Below are 17,914 nucleotides of genomic sequence, written 5' to 3'. Positions count from 1 at the left end.
TAAAGCTCCTAATTGATAATGTCACTCTCTTTACAAATAGCAGAGAGCGTCGCACTTATGCACAATCCTCTAGAGTTATTTTTTTTGACACTCCCCTGCCTGAAGGCGAGGGGATTCTTGGTTCTGCGACATACCTTAAAACTATCTATCCTTGCGGCAGTGTTTAAACCTGGTATCCGTTCAAAAGAACCAAATATCGAGCTTAATTTAGATAGCCTCGCGAGGGTTTGTCTCCCCAAGCTTTCGAGAATTGCTTCTCTTGTTTCTGTGTGCCCCACAGTACATTTTAGACAGTACATTTTAGAAATAAAAAGTTTAGTCTCTGATTTTGGCTTACATTAGTTAGCCCAGCTATGTTTTTCGTGGTTGTCGCTACCCACTAACCATTATTGTTTTCCGACCCGTCGTTTGAGCGTGGTGTCTCATGTGTATCGGCGGTTATTCTACCTGTAGTCTAGTTATTGTACTCTACAATGAACACAATGCAAGAAAGTTCAAGAAAACAATTAACAAAAGTTGATAATTAATTAAAGCCGTCCTAGAAGGACGGGGCTTTATACCCAATTTCTTGGTAACAAGTTTATACCGAGTTGAATTCAAATTAGTTTCAATCGCTCTCTCCGGCGTGGTAGGAACTGCGGACGAGAGGCCCCGATCGCACGCGCTCAAACCCCATCTCCCGCGCGATCGACCCAAAACGGTCAAATTCGGCCGGCGTCCAGTATTTACGCACTGGGAGGTGCTCTAGAGATGGTCTCATGTATTGACCGAGGGTGAGTCGATCGCACTTGGCGTCCCGCAAATCAGTCATCGCTTCGACTATCTCGGCTTCGGTTTCCCCGTGCCCCAACATCAAACCGGATTTGGTGGGAATAGTTGGGTCATATTGCTTAACAATACGCAGAACGTCGATCGAGCGATCGTACTTGGCCCCCCTCCGCACCGGCCCTTGCAACCGGCGCACCGTCTCAATATTGTGGTTGTAACAAGCAGGTTTAGCCTCCACCACAGTCCGAATCCGAGCTCGCTGCAACTCATCGATCCCGGAATTCTCCCCGTCGGGGGCGGGCACGGTTCGGGCGGGCACGGGGGCACCGCCCCTACCTGTTCCCCCCCAAAAATCCGGCGTCAGTACCTCAACTTCAGTATCCGGGTTTAGAAGGCGGATTTGGGCGATCGTCCTGGCAAACCAACCCGCACCCCCATCCGGCAAATCATCCCTCGCCACCGAAGTCAGCACCGCATAGCGCAAACCCAACAACTGCACAGCCTCTGCCACCTTTTGCGGTTCTTCCGGGTCGAGGGGCATCGGAGAATGACCTTTATCTACTTGACAAAAAGCACAAGCACGGGTGCAAGTCGGCCCCATCAACAAAAAAGTCGCCGTTTTTTGGGCGTAGCACTCGCCCCGGTTGGGACATCTCCCCTCCTCACAAATCGTGTGAATTTGCCGCTGTTTGATAATTTTTTGGACTTGGGAAAGTTCGCTAGCTTTGCCAACGGGCCTACGCAACCACTCCGGCATCGCCTCAATTTCACCCCGCATTTGGGCAGCAACTGCTGTGACAGTAGGAGTTTTAGGAGTTTGGGGCGACATAAAATTAAGTGGCGATTGAGTTAATTCCTTCGATCCTATCCGAAATCTCAGCCCCTGAACTTGTAGGAATATCACCCGAAATCAGGATCGCGCCGAGGTGCAACAAAACTAAACTCGCCCAGAATTATGGGTAGAATTCTGTTAGGGATATACTGAAGGTTGCAAATCATCACTCATTCATTACTGAAGGAGTCAGTCGTGGCTGGTCAAAAAATCTTGGTAATCGATGACAGTAAAGTCATCCGCGTCCGAGTCCGAGAGATGTTGCCTCAGGGTAACTTTGAAGTTCTAGAAGCAAAAGACGGCGAAGAGGGACTCAAACTGATCCGTCAAGCCCGGCCAAATCTAATTATGTTAGATTTCCTACTGCCCAAAGTCAGCGGTTGGGAAGTGTATCAAAAAGTGCAAGCCCATCCTGAGCTTTCTAAAATACCTTTGGTGATCATGTCGGGCCGCGAAGAAGAGGTGATGGAAAAAATTCCGAAACCCTTTGAGAAGCATTTTTTTGCATTCATCGCCAAACCGTTTGAGAAGAAGCAGCTAACCGAGGCAATCAAATCGGCGATGGTACTGGCCAAAAAGAAACCAGTGCCGGAAGCCCCAGCAGCCGCCGCTGCACCCAGCTCTGGAGCGGACGCCGCCGAAATTCAGGCGATGACTGCGAAAATGGCGAAAATGCAAGCGGAAATTGATGCACTCAAAAAACAAATGAGTCAGGTGATTACGATCATCAAGCAGAAATTGAAATAATTCTGCTGTTTTTTGAAGGCACTTATGTAGAAGGAAACTTCCACACCGTGCAACTTTCAGTTGAGTCTCAAGGGCGGCGATTTTATCGGCATTTTTTTGCCCAATTGTTTGAGCGAATGCGATCGCCAATAGCCTGCAACTGGTTTCTCAAAATCCCAGTGAGAAAATCAATTAAAAGTTAAAAATAAAACAAGGGAGGAAATTAATTATTAATTAATATTAGGATTTTTAATTCCCGCTCGTTCCACACTCAATTATTAACTCCTCAGTCTCATTTTTTTGGTTAATGACTAACGACTATTCCGATTTTTTGCCTCAACTGCGTGCCTCCACAGAGCAATTATTGAAAAGATTAGACTGCTTCGATCGAGCGCAGGTATTAGCGATCGGAGATTTGACCTTGGACGAGTTTCTTACCGGACAAGTAGAGCGAATTTCCCGCGAAGCACCTGTGTTGATTTTGCGCTACGAAAATACTCAGCAAGTACCCGGAGGTGGCGCAAATGCTGTCTATAATTTAGCCAAACTGGGAGGCAAAGTAAAAGTTGCTGGTTTGGTGGGAAAAGACGACCAGGGAAAGGCTTTGTGCGGTATTTTTGAGGCGGCGGGAATTGATACGGGTGGGATTTTAATCGATTCGCAGCGTCCAACTGTCACCAAAACTCGAATTTCCGGGCACGCGCGGCAGTCAGTGACTCAGCAAATTGTCCGAGTCGATCGCAAATCGGACGAGTTGCCGGATTTAGATTTGCAGTTGCAACTGGCAGACTACATCCGGCAGCAAATACCGACAGTAGATGCAGTGGTTTGTTCCGACTACGGCGACGGAGTTTTGACGAACTTGGCGATCGAATCGGCAGTGGTTCCCGGCAAAACAATTGTAGACGCTCAAACAAATTTGCAGCGATATTCTGGAGCAATGTTATTTACTCCCAACTTGCCAGAAGCCGAGCAAGCCGTCGGATATGCTATCAAAAACCCTCAAACTTTAATGCAAGCAGGACGCGATTTGTTGAACTTAACTCAAGCTCAAAAAATCCTGATTACTCGCGGCGAAGAAGGGATGACTTTGTTTGAAAGGGCGAACGGCGAAGAAATCAAAAATTCACCCCCTCCAACATCCATTTGTGAAAAGGGGGAATTTGCCATTCAAAGTTGGGATATTCCCCCTTTTAACAAGACTGATGTATTCGACGTAACCGGTGCTGGAGATACAGTTGTAGCAGCAATGACTTTAGCTTTGTGCGTCGGTGCATCTGGTTGGGAAGCGGCAGTTTTGGGCAATTTGGCGGCTAGTATTGTCGTGCGTCAGTTCGGTACGGCAACGACGACAGCAGACGAAATGAAAGAAGCTTTGAAAACGATGATTGCACTATAGGGGCGGCTAAGCTGTATAGCATTTAAATTGCATATTTCGGACGTTGATTAGAGCAACGGGCCACAATAGTTTTATTACTGGTTCCCAGCCCAAGCCTGGGAACCAGTTATTGTTGAGGGCGACACACCCTACTCACTTACTCTTTTTCAAAATTTGTCCCTTGTCATCAATTGTCAAACCGCTATTGGGAAAATCGCTCTTTGTCAAACGGTCAATTAACCCCACAGTCCTAAAATTGTTATCAACAGCCGGCACACCTCGCCCGTCAAGTTGGACGGGGATAATCTTACCAGAAACAAAATCCCCTTGCGGAGTCATTTTCACATCCAAAATTAGAGATTTACCGAGTGCTCCTGCTGAGGACAAAGTGCGATAACCCAAAAAATTGCCCAGCGAATAAGCAACCAATTTCCCTTTATAAAGTTCCATAGCTCTGGGAACGTGCGGGCCATGTCCCAAAATCAAATCTGCTCCCGCATCAATCATCGTCCGCGAAAACAAAACCATATTTCCCCGGTTTTCTCCGTAAAAGAACTCAGTTTTATTTCTCACATTCAGAGCTCCCGTTCCTTCAGAACCAGCATGAACTGATATCACTACAATATCAGCATTTTGTTTGGCTTTTTTGACAACTTCTGCTCCTGCTTTCAGTTCCAGCAAAGAATTGTGAACGTCGCCGTAGTTGCTGAAACCGATAAAGGCAAAATTCACGCCCTTGACATTTTTATAAACAATTTGATCTCTTTTACCAACAGCCTTCATGCCATTGCTGTCGATGTTTTTAATCGTGTCATTAAATCCCTGCTCGTGAAAATCGTAAGAGTGATTGTTGGCAATACTCAAAATATCAAAACCAACATCTTTGAAGATTTTGGCATAACTCGGAGGCGTCCGAAAGGCAATCAGCATTCGTCCGCCGCCTGCTTTGGAACTGTAAGGATAATCGGTCATCGTGCTTTCAAAATTGCCAAACAGAATATCAGCTCCTTTGAGGTACGGTTTTACCGACTCTAATAACATCTCTTTTTTTGCCGGCAGTTTGTTGTAGGGATAATTTGTACCGGGAACCATGTCGCCAACTGCTTTGATGCTGACAGTTGCGGGCACAGTGGCAGGTTTTTTGGCAGCCGGGGAGGGCGATTTTGGATCTGGAAGGGGTTTGGCTGCGGCTGCTGGTGCTGGTGTCGAGATCACTTCTTGTACCGCAGGCTTGGACGTTAGAGGGTTATTAGTAGCGGTGGTTGAGGGTTTGTAAAATTGAGAAGCCAGAACAAAGCCGCATATCGGCACGAGAATTAGACTCAGAGCACCGAGTGACAGCCCAGATTTTTTAGTTTTAGTGCGGGCTAACTCTGGCTGGGGTGATTGCTTTTGCTGCCTTTGATTTGGGGGTTTTGGAGTGGGGATTTTAGGGGGTTGGGGCGGAGATTTTTCTGGTGTTTGAGGGGGCGCAGTTGTGACATTTTGAGGTTTTTCTAGCTTGGGCAAAGTCACAGGAATGGGAGAAGCGGGTAGACTCGCGGCTACTGCTGCACTAGCGGCTACTGCTGCATTCACGGCAACTAATGGACTCACGGGTTCGGAAGTCAAGCGTTTTTTTAATTCTACCGTCTGAGTCCAAGCGGGTAATTGCTGGCCGCCCTGCCGCCCGTAAATTGTCACTGAGTAAAGGTTATTTGGTTGCAGCCGCTGCAACCCTTTGATTGTGACTCGGAGACAGGCTTCTTCTGCGGGCAATTGTTCTGCTTCCAGCAGCAGGTGCAGGGTGTCATTTTCCCGGCTGGCTTTAGCCGTGACGCCGAAGCTTTGGAGTGCTTGGCCGATCAGAAATGCGATCGCCCTAGCATCGCCTTCTTTTGCTAAATTTAAAATATCTTGTTGGCTCACAAACGCCTCTACTCTCACACTAAAAATTTAGTTCGATCTTATATCAAATTTGGCGGCACAGCATTAAATACCGATTGATTTAACTTAAATAAGTGGGTAGAAATAAACAAAACGTTGGCATAGGACGCCTGCGTGAAAGGGTCTACTCGCTGTCACTATAGCTCCTAACTAAATCCGACCCTACTTTTACAAGATAGTATGATTTTTGGCGCTGGCTAGCTGAATACAATATTTCCTAACGGTTATATTAGCCGATCGCCCAAACACTTCTATCCGGCATAATTGCCCCCTTCAAATTAACATCTGTCAAATCAGCGCTCTCTTTCTTACAGCATTTTTGGTAAATAAAACTGGTTTACGATCTCCAGAGTGCGTCCTTGAATGTACTGAAAATATGCGGTTTAGTAGCGAAGAATTAACGAAAAAACCAGGTTTCTCGTTTCCAGTGCCAATCCCCCTGTCCCACTTGGGCCCAAATTCAGATAAAAACGATCGACCCGCAGGCTCGGAAGCTTGTTAAACTCTTGGTCATACCACGCTATTAGTGAGAAATCGACGGCGAGCCACAATCGTCTGCTAGTGCCCCCGCAGTGCTGCGCTGCGGGGCCTGCACTGCACACTGCACGTAGGTGAGATTAGCTGCAATCAACTTTCGGGATGCCGCTGCTAAAGTCGCGGCCGCCGATGTAGTTGTTCGTTTTAAACTAATTAAACTAATGATTTAAAGGAGTTGCACGTCAATGACACAATTGTGGTTATGAGAGCTGGCTCGGTGCCCTCTCAAACCAGGGTTTTTCGTTAGTCTGGTGCTATTAGTGAGTTAGTTAAGTCCATAGCAGCTAGGATCGAGCTAACTCAAGGTTAAACTAAAGCTCGTCATGCGGCGTTGCCTCTCAAAACCCGGATTGAGTCTTATGGCGCATTACCGCTCCTCTGTATGTTTGTTCACCTGCATTGCCTGTCTGGGCGCTGCGTTCAGTCCAAGTGCGGACGGAAAGCACCAGGCTCTCAATGCTTCCTACCGGGCTGTTTCCCCAGAAATTGCTCAGGCGAACTCTCCCCCGGGCGATCGCCAGGATTCCAAGCCTTCAAAACCGTCTCCAGCGCCCGATAAAAACAAATCTCAGCCGTCCAAAACGTCCAAATCTAATTCTAAGATCCCGAAATCAGTATCCAATTTGATCGTCATTTTGTCTCGTCAGCGGGGGTTCTTAATGTTGGGTTTGGCAGCAGTTGTCGTCACGGCAGCGGCAGTATTTATCATGCTCAAATTAGTTAGCAGTGACGAGTCAAATTATTCTAAGCGAAGACGGGGAAGATTTGAGCGCCACAACCAAAGAAACTCTCAATTTACTAATTCCGATTCTCCTACAAACTCGCACGCAATTACACAGCAAGAAGCTTCTTTTGGGCTATCAAAACCGCTGTCAGCCTTGCCCTACCCTTTGGATTTGCCAAAAGACAACAGTCTCGACAGCAGCGATCGACCTTTTATCCTGGAATCCGGGGAATCAGAATCCGACGATGCAGCATTCGAGGGCGATGGAATTAATTCCGACACCTCGCCCTTGGAACATCACAGCAATGGGTACAGCAACACAGGTTTCAACATTCCCGAAACAACTAATCAAGGCGATTCCCTAGCGAGTCCCAAGAAAGATATTGCCCTTCCCGAAACGGATGGTAGACCTAAAGTTGATATTATTGAAGCACTGATTGAAGATTTGCAGCACCTAAATCCGGCAAAGAGGGGCAAAGCAATTTGGGAACTCGGCCAGCGGGGAGATTCCAGAGCAGTTGAGCCGTTGCTCGATTTGCTAGCAAATTCCGACTCCAAGCAGTACAGTTTAATTTTGGCAAGTCTCTCGGAAATTGGCATTCGCACGCTCAAACCCATGAATAATGCGTGGTCAATTTCGCTGCAAAATGAAAATCCCGAAGTGCGTAAAAATGCAATTCGCGACTTGACGCGGGTTTACGAATTGGTGAATCAAATCAGTTACTTGTTGCACCGTGCGACGGACGATCCAGATCCCGAAGTTCAGGAAGTTGCTCGCTGGGCAATCAATCAGTTGAATCGCCTCCGTCCGCGTTCTGGGAGAGATTAATAAAGGTAGCAATTTTAAAATTATTTGAAAATTGAGATTTGAGATGGGAGGATTTATAATTTAGATTATGTTAAAATTAGTGAATGCTGACTAATGATTAAGGATTAATGACTAATAACCATTTAAAACTATTGTTCCTGTCAACTTCGGTCGGTCAACTAGGTTCGGGGTTGGGTGGCGGTGTCGAACTTACAGTCCTTAACATTGCTAAAGAATTGCAGAGTCGCGGTCATAAAATAGCAGTTGTAGCGCCGATAGGTTCAGTCTTAGAATCAATTCCAGTAATCGAAATAACGGGCGATTTGCAAGTAACCGCCCAAACACAAGATTACAATGATCCTATTGTGATGCCCGCAGATTCTGTGCTGGCGAATATGTGGGAATATGCTCGCCAAGTTCAGGATGAATGGGATGTCATTGTTAACTTTGCCTACGATTGGCTGCCGTTTTATTTGACACCATTTTTTAGGACTCGGATCGCACATTTGATCAGCATGGGTTCCCTTTCCGCCGCCCTCGATCGCATCGCCGGACAAACCGCCCTCCAGTTTCCTGGTACGATCGGAGTTCACACCGCTTCTCAAGCCAAAACATTCGCCTTTGCCGATGAATGTCAGTTGTTGGGAAATGGCATAGATTTATCCCTGTACGAATTTTGCAACAAACCGCAGTCTAAATTAGCTTGGCTAGGCCGCATCGCCCCGGAGAAAGGCTTAGAAGATGCAGTAGCAGCAGCGAAAATTACAGGCATTCCCCTGAAAATTATGGGCAAAATGCAAGATGAGGATTATTGGCAAAAAATTTGTGCAGATTACCCGGATGCTCCGGTAGAATATTTAGGGTTTCTGACAACAACCCAAATGCAAGAGCAAGTCCGTCAGTGCCGAGCATTGTTGATGACACCACGTTGGGTGGAAGCTTTCGGAAATGTCGCGATCGAGGCTTTAGCGTGCGGTGTGCCCGTGATTGCTTACGAGCGCGGGGGGCCGGCAGAAATTGTTAGAGACGGACTGACGGGCTTTTTAGTGGAGCCTGATAGTGTAAATGGCTTGGTAGGTGCGATCGCCCACTTAGACCAAATTGACCGCAGCGCTTGCAGGCGACAAGCAGAGGTAGAATATTCTTTAGCAGCTTTGGGCGATCGTTGTGAACACTGGTTCAAATCTATCACTGCTAGTAGGGTGTGTAAGTAATAATACTGGCAAAATTTTACCAATATTCCCTGACGGACGCACCTTACAAGTTTATTGAACAGCAATTCAAATCTATTCTAAAATTGAGTTAAATTAACTCTTAAGCGACTACACAAAAAGACAAAAAAAAACCATGGCAACCGAACGTTTAGTGCTTTTATCCAGTAGAGAAATCGAAAAAATGCGCCAAGCAGGCCGTTTAGCGGCCGAACTTCTGCTACATCTAGAACCGATGGTTAAACCGGGAGTAAGCACTCTAGAAATTAACGATGAAGCCGAACGCTGGACTTTGGCACACGGAGCAAAAAGCGCTCCGCTAGGCTATAAAGGATTTCCCAAATCTCTGTGTGCTAGCGTCAATGAAGTAGTCTGTCACGGCATCCCCAATGCGAAACAAATTCTGAAAGAAGGTGACATTATTAATATTGATGTAACACCTTTAGTTGATGGTTATCATGGCGATACTTCCAAAACTTTTTTTGTGGGAAAACCTTCACCGGTAGCGAAAAAGTTAGTTGAAGTAACCGAGGAATGTTTAAGAAGAGGAATTGCGGAAGTCAAACCGGGTGCTCGTACCGGCGACATCGGTGCCGCGATTCAAGAATATGCTGAAGCACAGGGTTTTTCGGTAGTGCGAAATTTTGCGGGACACGGGATTCACCGAGTCTTTCACACTGAACCGGAAATTCTGCACTACGGCAAAAGGGGCACAGGAAAAAAGCTCAGACAAGGCATGGTTTTTACGATCGAGCCGATGATTAATGAGGGTACTTGGGAAGTGGAAATTCTCGCCGATGGTTGGACATCTATCACCAAGGATGGAAAGCTTTCGGCTCAATTTGAACACACTCTGGCTGTGACTGATTCTGGGGTGGAAATTCTGACTTTACCGTAGTAATGATTAACCAACAATCTGAAAAACTCACTCCTAAATCAATAATCAACCATATCCCCTAGGGGCGGGTTTCACAGACAATATCTAACGATTATCAACAATCTAGATAAACCCGCCCCGCCACAACCGATAACCTACATCAACCTGAAATTTGCATCGAATCCGAAAATGTAGGTTTGTATTTATAGATGGGGGGGCGGGTTTTCGAGATTGTCTGTTTCAGTCAGAAATTGTCTGTAAAACCCGCCCTTACAGAATTACGCTGATTCACCAAACACGATATAACTAATGACTGATATACAATTTCTGCAACCAGGAGATTTGCTCAAAGTAATTGCCCCTAGTGGCACTTTGCGAGAATCAACCAACTTTGAAAAGGGTGTAGAAATTTGGAAATCCCGCGGCTATCGAATTGAATTAACACCGGGTTTTGACGATCGCTGGGGCTATTTAGCCGGTTCCGACGAAAACCGCGTCCGACAGTTGGCAGATGCCCTAAATGACCCGGATTGTCGCGGTATTCTGTGTGTGCGAGGCGGTTTCGGCAGCACTCGGCTTTTGGAAAAAGGAAATGTGGGAAAGGCGGAAAATTCCCAATTTCCAACTCCCGATTCCCATTCCCCGAAATGGTTAATCGGCTTTTCCGACATTACTGCTTTGCTGTGGAATCAGGCTAAATTGGGCGTTTGGGGCGTTCACGGCCCGATGCTGACAACTTTGGCGGATGAACCGGATTGGTCTGTCGATCGACTTTTTGACTGCATAGAAGGTCGTCCCTTACAATCTTTGCAAGGTAAAGGATGGGGCAGCGGAAAAGCCACCGGGCGGCTGTTTCCTGCGAATCTGACGGTCGCTTCTCATTTGCTCGGAACCCCGTATCAACCGGATTTGACCGGGGTTATTCTCGCATTTGAGGATGTTTCCGAGGTTCCTTACAGGGTCGATCGAATGCTGACTCACTGGCGGATGGCGGGGGCTTTCGCTGGGGTGCGAGGCATTGCTTTGGGACGTTTCAGCCACTGCGAGATTGACCCGAGTATTCCCAGTTTTAGCATTGAAGAAGTTTTGCGCGATCGGCTGGGGGACTTGAATATTCCCATTGTCTCGGATTTGCCCTTCGGGCACGAGGGCGTTAACGCTGCTTTACCGATGGGGATTATGGCAAGTCTCGACGCTGAATCGGGATTGCTGATTTGCGGCGATAAATCGCAACTTTAGATAAGAGATCAACGTCTATAACTTTAACTTGAGATTTTCCACCAGCTAAATAGGGGGGTTAGGTGAGGTTGACACGGTTGGCAGAAATTACATTTAAAATGGATTGTGTATGCAAATGTCGGCGCCAAGAAAGCAAAAAGATTTTAAATTTTTCCAGAGGTTGATATGAGAACGCACAACTTGTTAAACAGTATTGCGGCCACTGTGCTAGTTGCAGGATTGGCACTCACTGGCATTTCGTCTAGTGCAGTTGGCGAACAGATAGGGAATAACGATCGCATAGATGGAGTAATTCGCCGCACTTCCCCGATTTACCGTTTCCGAAATATGTGGGTTCCGGGTTCTCCGACGGAAGAATTGCGCGGCCAAGAATACACATTCAGCGCTCGGGAAGGCGATAACATTGAAGTGTTTTTAGACACAGATACAAGGAGCGGTTTTGCTCCCGTCATGGTGCTGTTTTACGGGAACAACAAACAAGTCGCTTTTACGCAAGACCGTTCTTTTAATTATCAAATTCCCCGTAGTGGCGATTATAAACTGTTAGTGTTAGCAAAAGATGCAGCCAGAGGCGGTAACTACACGCTGGAAGTTGCGGGAATTGATGGGGGCGGCAGACAATCTCGCAATTCGCGGGACGATTGGTACACGAGGCGAGATGACGGTCGATATGACGGTCAATATGACAGAGCACAGCTTCTGCAAGATGATTTTGGCTTGCGGTCTGTTGATTGTCGCGAGAGACGTTCTATGGTGAGAGTAAGGTTTGATGATGGAAATCAAGACTCGACTTACTGCGCTGTCCCGACTAGAAACTTTCCGGCGGGAGATTATTATTACAATTCGCGGACTAGAGATTTAGATTCGGCGAGGCGGAATGATAGTAGATTCGATGCGGGCCGAGATCAATGTCGGGTAGTGGTGGGCGGAGTCTGCGTGACGAGGTAAGTACGTCAAACTGTAGCGCGGAATCAGAAACCGGGTTTCTACGAAGAAACCCGGTTTCTGAGCCTATACACAGGACTTATACACTCCTTTATATACGAGTCGATGTCTGGCTATCGCCTCACTTTCTGTGGCAGTGACAAAATACACATTTGTACACACAACGATTTTGTCAAAAAGGACGATCGCACAGTGGTAAGCTACCAAAGGCATTGAAATATCTAAGGTAGAGAAAAGTTAAAATGTCGGCATTAAATGAAGTTCCCTTGTTGTTGCGGGCAGCCCGCGGCGAAACCCTAGACCGCCCGCCCGTGTGGATGATGCGTCAAGCCGGCCGCTACATGAAGGCTTATCGAGATTTGCGAGAAAAGTATCCCTCGTTTCGCGAACGTTCCGAAATTCCCGAAGTTGCGATCGAAGTTTCCCTTCAGCCGTGGCGCGCGTTTCAACCCGACGGCGTAATTCTGTTTTCCGATATTGTCACACCCATGCCGGGTTTGGGTATTGACATGGACATCGCCGAAGGCAAAGGCCCGATTATCCACTCACCCATTCGCACTCAGCAGCAAATCGACAACCTGCAACCGCTGAACCCGGAAGAAAGCTTGCCGTTTATCAAAACTATCCTGAAATCCCTGCGCGAAGAAGTCGGCAACAAATCCACCGTGCTCGGCTTTGTGGGCGCGCCCTGGACGTTGGCGGCCTATGCCGTTGAGGGTAAAGGTTCTAAGGATTATGCCATCATCAAAAACATGGCATTTTCCGATCCAACTTTACTGCATCAGTTGCTGTCGAAATTCGCCGATGCGATCGCCGTTTACGTGCGCTATCAAATCGACTGCGGCGCGCAAGTAGTGCAAATGTTCGACTCCTGGGCCGGCCAACTCTCCCCGCAGGACTACGACACCTTCGCTTTACCTTACCAGAAGCAAGTATTCGAGCAAGTCAAAAAAACCCATCCCGACACACCGCTAATTCTGTTAGTCACTGGAAGTGCCGGCATCCTCGAACGTATGGCAACATCCGGCGCGGATATCGTCAGCGTCGATTGGACTGTTGACATGGCCGACGCGCGCCGACGTTTGGGCCCGAATATGAACGTTCAAGGAAATCTCGATCCGGGCGTGTTGTTTGGTTCTCAACCGTTTATTCGCGATCGAATTCTTGATACAATTCGCAAAGCCGGTCCTCGCGGACACATCCTCAACTTGGGACACGGCGTCTTACCGGGAACTCCCGAAGATAACGTGCGTTTCTTCTTTGAAACCGCAAAACAAGCCGACAAATTGCTTGCAGTTGCTGCTTAATTTGATTTCGATTGTAGAATTCGATCGAATCCGGTTAATTGCACCTGATATTGGTGGGGATACGGCAATGGCGTATCCCTACCGTGGAAAAAGATTATATAATCGGAGCGAATCCGGTTAATTGCACCTGATAGTTGTAGGACACTCCAAGAGTCCATTAGTGTCAACTTAACGTAAAACCGACCGTCTCTCTTGTTTGTATCAAAGTCTAGATCCCCCCTAACCCCCCTTAATAAGGGGGGGACATGAAGCACTCAAAGTCCCCCTTCTTAAGGGGGATTTAGGGGGATCTGGACTCGAATAAAAGGGATATTCCTCATGGACTTTAGGTTTAAGTTGACACTAATAGGCCATGCCGTCTCCCTACCGTCGAAAAAGCGTCAAATCCTCCCTCTTCCCCTGCGGCAAAATGAACTCCAAAAAAATTTTTGTGACGGGTGCAAGTGGCTGTATCGGTCACTACATGGCCGAAACTTTGATTCAAGAAACAAACCACGAACTTTACTTATTAGTTCGCAACCCAGAAAAATTAAAATTTGACTGGAAAGCCCGCCCCGGCATCCATATAATACAAGGCGATATGCGAGATATCGATCGACACGCCGAACTTCTGCAAACAATAAATGTCGCAATTTTAGCTGCCACTGCTTGGGGAGGGACTCAAGAAGTGTTTGACGTTAACGTAACCAAAACTCTCCGCCTAATTCAACTACTTTCGCCACAGACTTGCCAGCAAGTAATTTATTTTTCAACTGCCAGTATTCTCGGTCGAGACAACAATTTGCTCAAAGAAGCCGGGGAACTGGGGACAGATTATATTCGCTCAAAATACAACTGCATGGTGCATTTGTCAGCCTTGACAAATGTGCCTCCGATTACTGCACTTTACCCCACATTAGTATTGGGAGGAGACGCAGAAAAACCCGTCTCTCACTTGTCATCGGGCTTGCCACTTGTCGCAAAATGGATTGGTTTGATTCGCTGGTTTAAGGCAGATGGCAGTTTTCACTTCATCCACGGCGCAGATATTGCCAAAGTAGTTAATTATTTAGTTGAACATCCGCCGGCTTCCGAGGAACCGCGACATTTTGTGCTAGGAAATCCGGCGATTACAGCTAATGAAGTGGTAGAACAAGCTTGCCAGTATTTGAATAAAAATATATTTTTTCGCATTACTCTGTCACCTTGGCTGGCCGATTTCTTTATTTGGCTGTTCCGAATTCAGGTGGCTGCTTGGGATAGATTTTGCATCAGCTACCGCCATTTTACCTATCAAAATCTTGTGAATCCCGAAAGCATAGGAATGCCGAGTTACTGCGGCACAGTGGCCGATATGTTAAAAACTAGCGGGATTCCGGGCAAAGATTCAAATTAGGGGAGAAGGAAGAGGGAAGTTCGGCAACGGATTATGTAACGGATGTAACGGATGTAACGGATGTAACGGATGTCAGGAATAAGGAAGAGGTTCGAGGGAAGAAGGAATGGGCACCAAACGAGTAATGTAGGGTGATCCGTGCACACCAAATGACTAATTTACTGTTTCAAGTTCTTTTTTGCCTTAATCCTATGCTTTTTAAATGCGATTATCGTCAATTAAGGGTCAAATACGATAAGATATCAGCATTTGCAAACTTTAACAGGGAACTGCAAGCTAAAAATTGCGCTCATTGTGTGTGGCTTAGGGGGTGTCACCCCTCGCCAGATATTTGATCGAGTGCAAGATCGTAATTTTAGCCTTAACATTAAGTCTTGAGAGTCGATCGAACTCTCAAACACGCCAGCCCGATCGCAAGTTGTTTACTGATGTGAGGTTTAACATATAATGCGAGTTCTTCTAGTTTACCCGCTGTTTCCGAAAACATTTTGGTCTTACGAGAAAATTTTAGAATTAGTCGATCGTAAAGTGCTGCTACCACCGCTGGGTTTGGTAACGGTAGCAGCTATTTTACCCCAAGAATGGGAATTTAAGTTAGTCGATCGCAACATCAGACAAATCACCGAAGCAGAATGGGAATGGGCAGAGCTCGTTATTCTGTCCGCAATGATTGTCCAAAAAGAAGATTTGCTAGACATCATTCGCGAAGCAAAACGGCGCGGTAAATCCGTAGCTTGCGGCGGCCCCTACCCCACTTCCGTACCCGAAGAACCTCAAGCAGCGGGCATAGATTACCTGATTCTCGACGAAGGCGAAATCACCTTGCCGATGTTCGTCGAAGCCATAGGGCGTGGCGAAAAAAGCGGAATTTATCGATCGGACGGCGTAAAACCCGATGTTACCACAACCCCCGTTCCCCGCTTCGATTTGCTGGAATTAGACGCCTACGACTCGATGTCGATTCAATTTTCCCGAGGTTGTCCCTTCCAGTGCGAATTCTGCGACATCATCGTCCTCTACGGTCGCAAACCCCGCACCAAAAATCCCCAACAATTGATAGCAGAATTAGACTGTCTCTACAACTTGGGCTGGCGGCGCGGCGTGTTCATGGTAGACGACAACTTTATCGGCAACAAACGCAGCGTCAAACTGTTGCTAAAAGACTTAAAAGTTTGGCAAGAAGAACACAAATTCCCGTTTACTTTCAACACAGAAGCATCCATCGATTTAGCCCAAGACCAAGAATTGATGGACATGATGGTTGCTTGCAATTTCAATGCAGTCTTTCTAGGGATTGAAACTCCCGATGAAGAAAGCCTGCAAATGACGAAAAAATTCCAAAATACCCGCAATTCCCTGATCGAATCCGTAGAGTTAATTGCCAAATCCGGTTTGCGAGTAATGGCCGGATTCATCATCGGATTTGACGGCGAAAAACCCGGTGCCGGTCAGCGGATTGTCCAGTTTGCCGAAGCAGCCGCCATTCCGAGCACAACCTTTGGAATGCTGCAAGCTTTGCCGCACACTGCGTTGTCTCACAGACTAGCAAAAGAAGGGCGGTTGCGCGACAAATCTGGCAACCTCAACCAGACTACTTTGATGAACTTTATCCCGACGCGGCCTCTCGAAGATATTGCCCGCGAATATGTCGAGGCATTCTGCGAAGTGTACGATGCTGAGAAATATTTAGACCGGACTTATCGCCATTTCTTGATGTTGGGTGCACCTACAGCAAATATACCTGCAAGAATTCCCAGTTGGATCGATTTGCGAGCATTGCTAACTGTGGTTTGGCGGCAAGGAGTCAAGCGCAAAACTCGGTGGAAGTTCTGGCATCATTTGTTCAGCATTCTCAAGCGCAATCCTGCGGTTTGGGATCATTATTTAACAGTGTGTGCTCACAACGAGCATTTCCTGGAATACCGCCAGATTGTGCGGGATGAAATCGAAGCTCAATTAGCCGACTTTTTGGCTAATGAGTCTCAAACTGTATATCAAGAACCTGTTGCTGTTGAGGAAAAGCAAGTGCAAGCGGTTTAGGGTTGGAGAATTCCACCGCAGATAAACGCAGACAAACGCAGATGAATGTAAGATTGTCTGCGTTTATTTGGTTTTTAATCTCGTTTCCAGGTTCTGGCTGGAAATGTCATATCCTGCGGCTCAGCAACCTCTTGAGAGCAGGCGAGAGAGCCTCCCGAAGCATTCCCAGTTTCTGACTGAAAACTTGAAATACTACTATTGGCGGGAGCAGTTATTTCGGCAGATAGAGGCGCGATCGCCCGCAGTTATGAAAATCTAATTACAAGATAAAAAATATCAAAATAGCGATCGCCCTCAACCCGCCATGCTAGGAACCAATCAACTCAGAACAGCCGCTCTCTTAGGACTTCTAAGCGGCCTTCTCGTTTTAGGAAGTTATTATTTAATCGGCAACGAGCAAGGACTTTACATCGGTTTAGCGCTAGCCGCCTTCTCAAGTTTTAGCTCTTGGTACTATTCCGACACCGCCGCGTTAATGGCTTACCGCGCTCAGCCGATCGCCCGCAGCGAAGCACCAGAAATCTACGATATGGTAGCATCGCTGAGCGAAAAAGCCCAAATTCCGGTGCCGAAAATATTTCTAGTTCCCACTCAATCTCCGAACGCATTCGCAACAGGAAGAGACCCGGAACACGCGACAATAGCAGTTACTGAAGGCATCATCAAGCTGCTTTCCCGCGAAGAATTGGAAGGGGTTTTAGCGCACGAACTTACCCACATCCGCAACCGCGACACACTCACTCAAGCAGTTGCAGGCACAATTGCCGGTGCGATTACATTTGTCGGGCGAATTCTGACTTTTGGAGCGCTTTACGGCCCGGTAACGCGGGACAGCAGACAAGGCGCGAATCCGTTTGGTTTGCTGTTTTTAATCATTTTAGCACCGCTATCAGCAACCGTAATTCAATTGGCGATTTCTCGGACGAGGGAATTTGCAGCCGACAGCGGTGCGGTGGAAATTACCAATAACCCGATCGGCTTAGCAAACGCCCTGCAAAAATTGGAGAAACTGGGTCATGAAATTCCCATGCACGGCAATCCTGCGATGTCGCCGCTGCTGATTGTGAATCCTTTTTCGACTAAAGGTTTGCAGTCACTTTTCCGCACTCACCCGCCGACAGAGGAGCGGATTCAACGCCTTTTGGAAATCGCGCAGCAGCAGCAAGGTACTCCAGTTATGGCTTACGTGCCCGGAATTTAATCGGTCAAAAATGCAGCAAC

General features: G+C 47.1%; 13 protein-coding genes. 11 read left to right on the top strand and 2 right to left on the bottom strand.

The features are described from left to right. Positions 1-607: 607 nt before the first annotated feature. Positions 608-1,597, bottom strand: a complete 990-nt coding sequence (locus QUB14_RS01260; RefSeq protein WP_333214309.1) for a lipoyl synthase — start codon at positions 1,595-1,597, stop codon at positions 608-610. Between the two features lie 198 nt (positions 1,598-1,795). Between QUB14_RS01260 and QUB14_RS01255 the strand changes: the two genes are divergently transcribed. Next, positions 1,796-2,347 (top strand): response regulator, encoded by a 552-nt coding sequence (locus QUB14_RS01255; protein ID WP_333214307.1) that lies wholly within the window; start codon positions 1,796-1,798, stop codon positions 2,345-2,347. 286 nt (positions 2,348-2,633) lie between these two features. Next, the gene (locus QUB14_RS01250) at positions 2,634-3,725 is read left to right on the top strand and encodes a PfkB family carbohydrate kinase (protein ID WP_190659697.1); all 1,092 of its coding nucleotides are present in this window, start codon (positions 2,634-2,636) and stop codon (positions 3,723-3,725) included. Positions 3,726-3,857: 132 nt separating this feature from the next. Here the strand turns inward: QUB14_RS01250 and QUB14_RS01245 are convergent, their stop codons facing one another. Further along, positions 3,858-5,612, bottom strand: a complete 1,755-nt coding sequence (locus tag QUB14_RS01245; protein ID WP_333214305.1) for a CapA family protein — start codon at positions 5,610-5,612, stop codon at positions 3,858-3,860. A gap of 914 nt (positions 5,613-6,526) precedes the next feature. Between QUB14_RS01245 and QUB14_RS01240 the strand changes: the two genes are divergently transcribed. The 9 genes from QUB14_RS01240 to QUB14_RS01200 all read left to right on the top strand — a co-directional run bounded on the left by QUB14_RS01240 (position 6,527) and on the right by QUB14_RS01200 (position 17,894). Next, positions 6,527-7,720: a HEAT repeat domain-containing protein gene (locus QUB14_RS01240; protein ID WP_333214303.1), complete on the top strand. Its 1,194-nt coding sequence runs from the start codon at positions 6,527-6,529 to the stop codon at positions 7,718-7,720. A 107-nt stretch (positions 7,721-7,827) separates the two neighbouring features. Continuing rightward, positions 7,828-8,913 (top strand): glycosyltransferase family 4 protein, encoded by a 1,086-nt coding sequence (locus QUB14_RS01235; protein ID WP_333214301.1) that lies wholly within the window; start codon positions 7,828-7,830, stop codon positions 8,911-8,913. 133 nt (positions 8,914-9,046) lie between these two features. Further along, the gene (gene map, locus QUB14_RS01230; RefSeq protein ID WP_190659689.1) at positions 9,047-9,808 is read left to right on the top strand and encodes a type I methionyl aminopeptidase; all 762 of its coding nucleotides are present in this window, start codon (positions 9,047-9,049) and stop codon (positions 9,806-9,808) included. 288 nt (positions 9,809-10,096) lie between these two features. After that, positions 10,097-11,026: an LD-carboxypeptidase gene (locus QUB14_RS01225; protein ID WP_333214299.1), complete on the top strand. Its 930-nt coding sequence runs from the start codon at positions 10,097-10,099 to the stop codon at positions 11,024-11,026. 165 nt (positions 11,027-11,191) lie between these two features. Then, positions 11,192-11,974: a hypothetical protein gene (locus QUB14_RS01220; RefSeq protein ID WP_333214297.1), complete on the top strand. Its 783-nt coding sequence runs from the start codon at positions 11,192-11,194 to the stop codon at positions 11,972-11,974. Positions 11,975-12,213: 239 nt separating this feature from the next. Next, positions 12,214-13,278 (top strand): uroporphyrinogen decarboxylase, encoded by a 1,065-nt coding sequence (hemE, locus tag QUB14_RS01215; RefSeq protein WP_190659684.1) that lies wholly within the window; start codon positions 12,214-12,216, stop codon positions 13,276-13,278. Positions 13,279-13,687: 409 nt separating this feature from the next. After that, positions 13,688-14,653, top strand: a complete 966-nt coding sequence (locus QUB14_RS01210; RefSeq protein ID WP_333214295.1) for an NAD(P)-dependent oxidoreductase — start codon at positions 13,688-13,690, stop codon at positions 14,651-14,653. 447 nt (positions 14,654-15,100) lie between these two features. Beyond that, complete coding sequence (locus QUB14_RS01205; RefSeq protein ID WP_333214293.1) at positions 15,101-16,693, top strand: B12-binding domain-containing radical SAM protein; 1,593 nt, start codon at positions 15,101-15,103, stop codon at positions 16,691-16,693. Between the two features lie 304 nt (positions 16,694-16,997). Beyond that, entirely contained in the window at positions 16,998-17,894 is an 897-nt protein-coding gene (locus QUB14_RS01200; protein ID WP_333214291.1) for a M48 family metalloprotease, read from the top strand. Positions 17,895-17,914: the final 20 nt, after the last annotated feature.

Source organism: Microcoleus sp. B3-D2 (genome assembly GCF_036705345.1).
GTDB lineage: Bacteria > Cyanobacteriota > Cyanobacteriia > Cyanobacteriales > Microcoleaceae > Microcoleus.
This window is presented reverse-complemented; position numbering and strand designations above follow the sequence as displayed.

Excerpts from the sequence above, each read along its gene's own strand:
- QUB14_RS01200 (WP_333214291.1), top strand. The coding sequence starts at position 16,998 with ATGCTAGGAACCAATCAACTCAGAACAGCCGCTCTCTTAGGACTTCTA.
- map (WP_190659689.1), top strand. The coding sequence starts at position 9,047 with ATGGCAACCGAACGTTTAGTGCTTTTATCCAGTAGAGAAATCGAAAAA.
- QUB14_RS01210 (WP_333214295.1), top strand. The coding sequence starts at position 13,688 with ATGAACTCCAAAAAAATTTTTGTGACGGGTGCAAGTGGCTGTATCGGT.
- hemE (WP_190659684.1), top strand. The coding sequence starts at position 12,214 with ATGTCGGCATTAAATGAAGTTCCCTTGTTGTTGCGGGCAGCCCGCGGC.
- QUB14_RS01205 (WP_333214293.1), top strand. The coding sequence starts at position 15,101 with ATGCGAGTTCTTCTAGTTTACCCGCTGTTTCCGAAAACATTTTGGTCT.
- QUB14_RS01250 (WP_190659697.1), top strand. The coding sequence starts at position 2,634 with ATGACTAACGACTATTCCGATTTTTTGCCTCAACTGCGTGCCTCCACA.
- QUB14_RS01225 (WP_333214299.1), top strand. The coding sequence starts at position 10,097 with ATGACTGATATACAATTTCTGCAACCAGGAGATTTGCTCAAAGTAATT.
- QUB14_RS01235 (WP_333214301.1), top strand. The coding sequence starts at position 7,828 with ATGACTAATAACCATTTAAAACTATTGTTCCTGTCAACTTCGGTCGGT.
- QUB14_RS01260 (WP_333214309.1), bottom strand. The coding sequence starts at position 1,597 with ATGTCGCCCCAAACTCCTAAAACTCCTACTGTCACAGCAGTTGCTGCC.
- QUB14_RS01240 (WP_333214303.1), top strand. The coding sequence starts at position 6,527 with ATGGCGCATTACCGCTCCTCTGTATGTTTGTTCACCTGCATTGCCTGT.
- QUB14_RS01220 (WP_333214297.1), top strand. The coding sequence starts at position 11,192 with ATGAGAACGCACAACTTGTTAAACAGTATTGCGGCCACTGTGCTAGTT.